The organism is Actinomycetospora chlora (genome assembly GCF_039542135.1).
In the GTDB taxonomy this organism is placed as follows: Bacteria; Actinomycetota; Actinomycetes; order Mycobacteriales; family Pseudonocardiaceae; genus Actinomycetospora; species Actinomycetospora chlora.
Map to the genome: position 1 here is coordinate 1 of NZ_BAABHO010000098.1, position 7,869 is coordinate 7,869.

The 7,869-nt window shown below is 79.8% G+C and carries 1 protein-coding gene; it reads left to right on the plus strand.

Translation table 11 applies throughout. The features are described 5' to 3' along the window. A partial coding sequence (locus ABD994_RS30645) for a LysM peptidoglycan-binding domain-containing protein (protein WP_345425319.1) occupies nt 1-7,869 on the plus strand: 7,869 nt, incomplete at both ends.

Here is a 7,869-nt window from a genome sequence, read left to right on the forward strand (position 1 = left end):
GGCAGCGGGCGACGTCCGCGGCGGACGCCGCCGCGGAGCTCGCCGCCGCGCTCGCCGCCTTCCGCGTCGCCATGGCCGGCCCGCTCGCGACCGGGGCGCGCCGGGGGCTGCCGAACCGGGCCATGGCCGTGTGGCTCGAGCCCGCGACCGGCGTCGTCGTCTCCCACCTGACGCCGCTGATGCGCGTCGTCGACCCCGGCACGCTGGCCGCGCGCGCCGACGCGATCGGCGAGCTGATCGGGCGCTACGAGGCCGGGCTCGAGCACCGGCTGGGCGTCGTCGACCCGCTGCTCGGCCTCGCCGGCGGCGTCCAGCGCGCGGCGCGCCTCGCGACGGGGCGCAGCCCGACCGGCGGAGCCGCGGACTCCCGGGCCGGCGTCTTCGCGGCCGTCGACGTCACGGTCGCCCCCGACGAGCTCGCCGCACGCCTCGTCGCGCTCGGCGAGCCGCGCCGGGCGGCCCAGGAGATCGGCAACCCGCGCCCGGCCTACGGCGCGACGTGGGACATGCACCTGCACCACGGCGACTACTCGGACCCGCGCTACACCCGCCTGGCCGACCTGCTGGGCTGGCTGCGGGACGCCGGGCACACCGGGCGCGTCCTGCTCTCCCCCATCCCGCAGCGCGGGCGCGGGCTGGCCACCGCCGGCGGCGGCTTCTACTACGCGAACACGGGCGAGCTGCGCCAGGGCATCACCTTCGGCAACGCGATGCTGACGATGCGCGGGAAGTTCCCCGACGTCCGGCTCTTCGACGCCATCCGCGACCTGCCCGACGACCTGCGCTGGCGGGCCCTGCCCGGCATCTCCGGCGCGCGCATCGACATCCCGGGCGCTCAGGGCTACCTGACCGCGATGCTGCTGCTCAACCCCGACCTCGGCTACGTCGTCGCCGAGACGACGCTGGCCAAGGAAGCTGTGACGCGGCTGCTCGGGCCGCAGGCCGCGCACGTCCTCGCCCCCGAGTACATGCGCTACGTCCGGCGCCTGAACACCGCGCTGCGCAGGATCACCGACGAGGTCCGCGACCCCGACGGGGCGATCACGCTGGACGACGTCCGCCTGTTCTCCCCGGCGCTCGCCCGCCTGGTCGCCGGCACCGGCCCGCGCGACTACGTGGCGGCGCTCACCGCGGCGGCCGAGCCGGTGCGGGAGGTCCTCGAGGCCCTGGGGCGCACGGCCGAGGCGGACGCGCTGCGGATGCGCGACGCGCGCGGCGACCTCACCCCGACCGCGGTGGTGCCCGACCCCTACAGCCCCCACGTGCGTGAGCTGCTCGCCGCGGCGGAGACGACGGGGCAGGTCGTGATCCTGCACAACGACGCCGGCGAGGCGATCGTCGAGGCCGACGGGCGCTACGTCGCCGCGACCCCCGACGAGCGCCACCTGCGCCCGCTGGTCGCGCTGCTGCGGCAGTACCCGCGCGCTCAGGTGTCGCTGTCCCACCTCGGGGTGGGCAAGTGGACCGAGCTCACCGTCGAGCACCTGGGCGTGCTGCGCGAGGTCCTCACGCAGGAGGTGCACCGCCTCGAGACCGGCGGGCCGGCGTCCGGCGACGGCCGGGAGGCGTTCCCGCGGCTCGTGTTCGACGTCTCGTGGAACGACCTCGCCCAGCACATCGAGCGGTCGGACGCCGTGCGCCGCGAGGTCATCGCGCTGATCCGCGACTTCCCGCAGCACTTCGTCTACGGGTCGGACTCGGTGAAGTCGCCGTCGCTGCCGAACTACCTGCGCCACTACTACGACATGGCGCCGATCCTGGCCGACGTCGCCACCGACGCCGCCGGCGCCGAGGCCGTCCGGCGGCTCCTGCACGGCAACGCCGAGGCGATGGTCGCCGAGGCGGCCCGCCGCGGGCAGGCGTTCGCGTTCGCCGAGCTCACCGCGCCCGACGGCTTCTACGCGCAGCTCGTCGCCGCCGGGACGCTCACCCCCGCCAGACGCGCGGTCGTCGACCGCTGGATCGCCGCGCAGGCCGCGGCGGGCGTCACCGCCCCCGCCGGCCACCGCCCCGTCGGCCCGACCCCCGACTGGACGCCGGGCACCAGCGCCGACCTCGCGGCGTATCTCGACCGGCACGAGCAGGTCAGCAACGCGATCGCCTGGCACAACGCGGTCGACCCGGCCGTCGTCGCCGGCCGGGACACCCCGACGCTGCGCACCACCAACCGCCGCATCCAGCGCGCCGACCGCGCGGCCGACCGCGCCGACGCCGCCCTGCGCGACGCGGAGGCGGCGCGCCTGGCCGCCCTGCCCGAGGGCCCCACGGCGGCGCCGACCCGCGGGCAGCGCCGGCGCGGCCTGCCCGCGAGCCCGCGCGGGCCGCCGTTCCGCGGTCTCGCCGCCACCGGCGGCGCTCCGTTCACCCTCGAGGCGCTCATCAGCGCCCGCGAGGCCGACGCCATGTTCGCCGGCGGCCCGATGGACGCCGCCGGACGCCGGGCCGAGCAGGACACGGCCCTGCGTCAGGTCCAGGCCGCCCAGACGCGCCTGGAGAACGCGGAGACCGCGGTCGCCGCGACCCGCGACGGGTTCCACCGCGCCGCCGCGCGCGCCCGCCGGGGTCTCGGCGCGCTGCTCGCGGGCGGCGCGGGCGCGATGACCTGGGCGCTGGTCGCCGGGCCGCTCGCCACCCCCGGCAGCCTCGTCGGGGCCGCCGTCGCCGGCACGACGGTGGGCGCGGTGCTCAGCGCCGGCGCGTTCGTGCTCCGCGGCCTCGCGCAGTCGCCGCGCACCGTCCGCACGCAGTACGTCCGCGTGCTGCACGAGGCGCCGATCGAGCGGGGCCGGCTCTCCCGCACGATCGTCGAGCGCCTCGCCGCCGAGCTCCTGGGCAACCTCGCCGCCGAGGGCCGGATGGCCGACGGCACGGCCGGCGCGCGCATCGTCGAGGACCGGGCGGCCCGCATCCGGGCCGAGACCGACGAGTTCCTGCGCATCCTCGACGCGCTGGTCAACCTCCCGCTGGTGCCCGCGTACCGCGACCCGGCCACCGGGCGGGTGCTGCGCCCGGCCGAGACCCGGGCCGACCGCGAGGCCCTCGCGGTCAAGGAGTACTCGACCTGGCACGACAAGGTCACCCGCGCCGCGGGCGCCACCGCCTCGTCGTTCATCGGGCTGCGCCCGCACAGCGGCACGGTCGGGCGCGCCCTGCAGACGCTCGTGGCCGGCACCTTCGCGGTGAACCTGACCTACCACGTCCTCGCCGCGGCGGGCGGCGCCGCCGCGATCGTCACCGGCGGCGTCGCCCCCGACGCGGCGGGCGTCGCCGCCCTGGCCGGCGTCGTCACCAACGCCGTGTTCGCCGGCACGGACGTCGTGCTCGGGTGGCCCGCCTTCCGCACCGCGGCCGCGGGCCGGGCCGGCTGGGACGACACCAACGACCCGCGCCTGCGCCGGTGGCAGAACCTCGCCGGCTCCGGCCTCGTCGTCGGCGGCGCCGCGCTGACCCTGCAGCTCGCGGCCCAGGGCAACCTGCCCGTCGCGCTCGCCGCCGCCGGGTTCACCGGGGCGGCGACGCTGCTCGCCCGCCACGGCCGGGCGATCGAGGACTGGCGCGGCCGGGCCGCGGCGCCCCGGCGCGGCGCCACCGCCGCGCTCGCCACCCAGACCGGGCTCGTCGGGCTCGGCCTGGCGTCCCTGCCCCACCCGGCGTTCGTGGCGGTGGGCGCCGCGGTCGCGTCGGCGGTCCCGGCGCTCTACGTCGTGCGCCGGATCGGGAAGGCCCTCACCGGCCGCCTGCACCCCGGCGGTGGCGACGGCCCACTGGCGCTGCCGGGCACCGTCCCGTTCCCGGCCGAGCTGGTCGGCACGGCGCTGCGGCGGCTGGTCGGCCGCGACGTGCCGGCCGACCAGCAGCTGCTCCCCTACGACGCGCGCGGTCCGCCGGTCCGCACGGTCGCCGCCGCGGACCTGGTGGCCGAGCTGCGCGGGCTCGGCCTCGAGGACGCGGTCGCGCGCGACACCGTGGGGCGGACGGTCGCCTACACGGTCCGCGGCGTCGTCGTCGTGACCGCAGAGCGGGCGGCGGAGATCGCCGCCCGTCTCGGCGAGCCGGGCGTCGCCGCGTGGTGGCGCGACGTCCTGGCCCACGAGATCGGTCACCACGTCACCGGCTGGGCCCACGGCGACCACGACGCGGACGCCGCGGCGCTCGCCGGCCGCCACCGCGAGCTCTTCGGGGCCGGGCCGGTGCTCGTGGAGCGCGCGTCGCTGGTCGTCCCGCCGACCGGGCACCTCGTGCGCCTCGCGGGCGTGCCCACCACGACGGCGCAGAGCGTGGTGACCGGGCAGGTGATCCGGGAGGGTGTCACCACCGCGCTGGTGCCCCTGCCGCGCCTCGCCGCACTCGCCGGCCCGGAGACGGTCCTGCTCAGCGGGCTCGGCTGCCAGGGGCTGTGCGCGATCGACGGGTTCGGCGCGCGGATCCGCGCCCTCGGCGGGCCCGACGACGTCGTCGCGTTCGTCCACGACGACGGGTGGATCTACGTGGACACCCGGACGTTCGCGGCGCTGCGGGCGGGTGCCCTCGACACGACCGCGTGGCGCGGTCTGGTCGGCGAGGTGCGGACGGCGCTGGCCGGGACGCCGCTGCGGCCCGCCGGCACGCTCGCCCCGCTCGCGGACGTCGTCCGCGGCGGACCGGTCGGCCGCCGGCCGGCTCGCCCGCTGGACCTCGAGGCCTACCCGGTGCGGTTCCACGACGGCGGGGTGCGGCCGGCCGGCACGCCGCGGGATCTGCTGGCGACGATGACCGGGCCGGGACTGCCCCGCGGGTTCGAGGTCGAGGGGTGGGCCGACCTGCCCGCCGAGGTCCGCAGCGGGCTCACCGCGGCCGCGACGTTGCTGTCCCGCGTCGGCCTGCTCGACACCGTGCTCGAGCGGCGCCCGGGCGACGCCGTGCCGGTCGCGGTCCTGTCCGAGGCCGCCTTCGCGGCGCGGGCGGCGACGGCCCTGGCCGGGTCCGCGACGGACGTCGCGGCCTACGCGCACCTCGGCGGCGGGCTCGTCCTGCGGCAGAGCTGGTACCGGCTCGACGGCCCGGACCTGCGCGCCCGCAACGCCCGCCTGGTCGACGCCGCCGGGGTGCTCCTGCACGAGCTCACCCACGTCGTCGACGACCCGGTGCACGCCGGCCGGGCCACCGAGCGCAGCGCCCACCTCGCCGAGCACCACTTCCTCCGGGCGATGCACGGCGTCCTCGACCTGGGCGCGCTGCGGGGCGTGACGGGGCCCGACGTCGCGCGTCGTCGCGCCGTGGCCGCGGCGTGGACCGACGTGCTGCGGGCGTGGTCGCCGCTCTTCCCCGCGCCCCGGAACTACCCGCTGCCCCGCGGCTACGACGACCTGGTCGCCGGGCACGACGGGCCGGTCGCCCTGCCCGGCCGCCACGCCTACCCTGTCGCGGCCGTCGCCGGCGCGCTGGCCCGGGTCGGCGCGCAGGCCGTCCCGCTCGATCCCGCCGTGCTGCCCTACGCCCCCCGCGGCCCGCCGGTGCGCGTCGTCCCGGGCGCCGTGCTGCGCGGGGCCCTGCGGGACGGGGGCCTGCCGCGCCGCGCGGCGGCCGACGCCGTCGCGCGCACCCTGGCCTTCACCGCCGGCGGCGTCGTGTACGTCCCGGCCGAGCGGGCCGCGACGATCGCCGCCCGCCACGACGAGCCCGCCGTCGCGGCCTGGTGGCGCGACCTGCTCGCCCACGAGGTCGAGCACCACCTCACCGGGCGCGGGACCGGGGACGACGCCGACGCCGCCGGGCTGGCCCAGCGGTACCGGCAGCTGACCGCGCCGCGGTGGCGCGCCCACGCGGCGCGCGTGCTGGCCGGGGCGGCGCTGGCCGGCGTGCTCGGCCCGCTCGGGGCGCTGGTGACGGCCGGGGTCGCGGTCGCCGAGCCGCCGGCCGTGTCGGTGTCGGCCGCGGTGACCGTCCGGGCCGGCGACACCCTCGGCGGCCTGGCCCGCGCGCTCGGCGTGGACGCGACCGCGCTGGCCGCGGCCAACCCCGGGCGGTTCCCGGACGCGGCCGCGCGGGACCGCATCCGCGCCGGCGAGACGCTGCGCGCGCCGCCGGGCTGGGACGGGACCTGGCGCGTGCAGCGTGGCGACAGCCTCGGGGCGATCGCGGCGCGCCTGGGCACCACACCCGCGCAGCTCGCCGTCGCCAACCCGGGTCGCTTCGCGGGCCGGGACCTCGACCGCCTGCGCGCCGGGGAGACGCTGCGCGTCGTGCCGGGACCGCCGCCCGCGCCCGGCGCCCCGCCGGCACCGACGACCACCGCGCCGCCGGGGCCGCCCGCCCCCCAGGCACCCGGTCCCGGCGCGCCCCGTCCGGCGGAGCCGGCCCCGTCCGGGACCCCCGCGGCCCCGGCCACGCCGGACACCCCGGGCGGGCGGCAGGTCGGCGAGCCCGGCGGCCCGTCGCCGCCGCTGGTCGCGGGGCTGGGCGGGGTCGGGCTGGTCCTGGCCCACGTCGTCGTGCGGTCGCTGGTGCGCCTGAACTACGCCCGCGACCGCGGCGCGAGCCTGCGCGCCGCGGCGCTGACCACCGGCGCCGTCGCGGTGATCACCGCCGGCGAGCTCGCCCTGCGGGCGGCGCTCGGCGCGGGGGCGGCGACGGGGTGGGGCGCGGTCGTTCTCGGCCTGCCGCCGGCGATCGCCACCCTGGCGTGGGGCTCGCTCGTCGCGGCCAAGCCCGCACGCTTCCTCGGGGCGTGGCTCACCGGGTCGGCCGCGGTGTACCTCTTCCCCGCCGCGCACGCGGCGGCGAGCTGGGGCGAGGTCGGGGCGCTGTTCGCGGGCGGCCTCGCCTCGGTGCTCACGGCGAACGTCGCCTTCGAGTTCGTCCTGACCGTCATCGCCCGCCGGCGCCAGCACACGGCCAGCACGCCGCTCGCCTCCCGGGCCACCGCGCGCCTGCCCGGCGTCGCCGGCGCGCCCGTGCGGACCTACCCGGGCGAGGAGCCGCAGGGCCGCTGGTCGCAGGCCCGCGCGGACCTCGCGCGCCTGCCGCGCCCGTGGGGCAGCTGGGAGCCGGGTCCGCGCGGCGCCCTGCGCTGGGTGTGGACGATCGCTGCGCGCCCCGGCTACTGGGGCCTGGTCAGCTGGACCGGGGTGTTCGCGCTGACCACCGCGTTCCCGCCGCTCGGGCCGCTGCCCGGGATCGTCGCACCGGCGGCGCTGCTGACCGGGCTGCTCGGGCACAAGGTCTACCGCTGGACGATCCGCACCACCGCGTCCCCGGTGCTGGCCCGCCTCGCCGCCGCCCTGCCGGCCGGCGGACGGCGGCCGGTCGCGGCCCTCGCCGCGCAGACCGGGGACCGGGCCTGGCCCCTGCGCGAGAGCGTGCGGCGCGCCCGCGGCGACGAGTTCGTCCTCGAGGGCGACACGGTGCGCCGCGCCCCCGCGCGGCTGGTGGCGCTCGAGCCGCCCCGCTCGCGCCGCGACCGGCTCGCGCGGCTCGGCGCCGTCGTGCCGACCGGCCGCAACCTGCGGGCCGGGTACGACGCCGTCCTCGGTGCCCTCGACGAGCAGCGGGTGGCCCTGACCAAGACCGGCCTCCGCACCCTGCGCCTGCGCCTGCTCGAGTCGGTCCTGCCGCGCCTGCTCGTCGGGGCGCCGCGCCACCTGCCCGTGCTGCGGGCGGTCGACCCGCTGCTGGCCGCGGGGCCCCGCGACGTCGCGGCGCTGGCCGCGGCGACCGGCTTCGCCCCGCCCGCGGTGCGCGCGGCCGTCACGTCACCGTGGTCGGGTCTCGTCGTCGACGGCAACGCCGTGCGCCGGCCGGCGGCGGCCGACGGCACGCTCGGGGCCCAGGTCCCGCCGGGCGGGGCGGTGGGTCCCCGGCTCCCGGCCGCGGGCGGGCACGAGCTCGGCG